Source organism: Oleiphilus sp. HI0043 (assembly GCF_001634935.1).
The window spans coordinates 1-2,121 of sequence record NZ_LWEY01000191.1; the positions used below are offsets into that span (position 1 = coordinate 1).

General features: G+C 47.6%; 2 protein-coding genes. Both read right to left on the reverse strand.

Going from position 1 to position 2,121, the window contains the following annotated elements:
• A partial coding sequence (locus A3729_RS03260; RefSeq protein WP_068633150.1) for an enoyl-CoA hydratase-related protein occupies nucleotides 1-536 on the reverse strand: 536 nt, incomplete at its 3' end.
• A gap of 59 nt (nucleotides 537-595) precedes the next feature.
• Nucleotides 596-2,121 (reverse strand): carboxyl transferase domain-containing protein (locus A3729_RS03265; protein ID WP_068633152.1); only part of this gene is annotated, 1,526 nt, incomplete at its 5' end.

Here is a 2,121-nt window from a genome sequence, read left to right on the forward strand (position 1 = left end):
TGGACAAGTTGATAACCCTTTGCTGCTTGAGCCTTAAATACTTCAGCAGTTAAGAATAGTCTTTTTGCGATGCGAGGGCCGATGGCTTCAACAACAAAAGGCCCGATGGTGGCAGGTGCTAAACCGAGTTTCGTTTCGCTTAAACAGAAACGTGATTTCTCATCGGCGATGGCAATGTCGCTGCACGCGATAAGCCCGATTGCTCCACCGTAGGCGGCTCCTTGTACGCGTGCTATTGTGGGAATCCTAAGATCGTTTAACTCTTGCATAAGCGCAGCAAGTTGGCGTGCATCGTGAAGGTTGTCTTCATGACTTAGCGTTGCCATACGTTTCATCCAGGCTAAGTCAGCCCCGGCGCAGAAATGTTTGCCATCAGCTTTGAGTACCATAACGCGCGCATCTGAGTCGTTGACTGTTTTTATATGTGCGCGTAGTTCGGTAATTACCTGGTCATCGAAAGCGTTGTGCTTTTCAGGGCGCGATAAGCAAAGGGTGGCGATTTGCTTATCAAATTGAAGAGTACTTGCTGGCTGCATGGTTAATATCCTGATTCATTGAATTGTACCTTATGAGTAATTTGAGTGATCGCTCATACTTACATTCTAAATACGCCAAACTCGGTATCTTCTATTGGTGCGTTTAGGCTAGCTGAGATTGCGACGCCAAGAACTTTTCGAGTGTCGCTAGGCTCGATTATGCCGTCATCCCATAAGCGTGCACTGGCATAATAAGGGTGTGCCTGTTTTTCAAACTGTTCGATAATCGGTTGCTTGAGTGCTTGTTCTTCTTCATCAGACCAAATGATGCCACGTTTAGCCAAACTATCTCGTTTNACTTGTGCCAGAACGCCTGCAGCCTGTTCGCCACCCATTACTGAAATACGTGCATTTGGCCACATCCATAGGAATCGTGGATGATAGGCTCTCCCGCACATGCCGTAATTTCCGGCACCAAAACTTCCGCCAATAATGATCGTAAACTTCGGAACTTTAGCGCAAGCGACGGCCATGACCATCTTTGCCCCATGCTTGGCGATACCGCCTTCTTCAAACGATTTGCCAACCATAAAGCCGGTGACATTTTGTAGGAAGATCAAAGGGATCTTACGTTGGCAGCATAGTTCAATAAAGTGCGCGCCTTTTTGAGCTGACTCAGAGAACAAAATACCGTTGTTAGCAATAATACCTACCGGGTTTCCATATATATGTGCAAAGCCGCAAACGAGTGTTTCACCAAAGTATTGCTTGAACTCTGAAAAGTCAGAATTATCAACGATTCGAGCAATGACCTCTCGCACGTCGTAAGGGGTTTTTAGGTCAGATGGAACCACTCCGTTAATTTCATTTTCCGGGTACTTAGGTGGTTTTGCTGGGCGAGTAGCCATTTGTTTTGGCTTCTGCCAATTAAGATTTGATACACATTCTCGAGCGATCTGGATAGCATGCTCTTCACTGTCGGCATAATGATCAGCAACACCAGAGGTTTTGCAATGCACATCAGCGCCGCCCAGGTCTTCTGCGCTAACTTCTTCACCGGTTGCAGCTTTAACTAGCGGTGGGCCTGCTAGAAAGATTGTACTGTGGTTGCGAACCATTATGCTTTCATCGGCCATTGCAGGGACGTAAGCGCCACCTGCGGTACACAATCCAAGTACAACGGCGATTTGTGGAATCCCTTTGGCAGACATGTTGGCCTGTCGATAGAAAATGTTGCCAAAGTCATCCTCGTCCGGAAAGACTTCATCCTGATTAGGGAGGTTTGCGCCACCTGAATCTACAAGGTAGACGCAGGGTAGGCGATTCTCTTCAGCGATGGTTAAGGCGCGGAGATGTTTTTTAACCGAAAGAGGGTAGTAAGTGCCTCCTTTAACCGTCGAATCGTTGGCAACAATCATGCACTCAGTGCCATTGATTCGGCCTATGCCAGTAATTGCACCGGCAGAGGGAACCTTTTCATCGTATACCTCATGGGCAGCAAGTTGAGATAACTCAAGAAATGGTGAGCCGGGATCAATTAATCTCGTGACTCGGTCTCTGGGTAAAAGCTTTCCTTTAGCTAGGTGGCGCTTTACCGCTTCAGGCCCGGCGCTATTTGCGGTGGCCTGAATGGTTTCACGCAGCC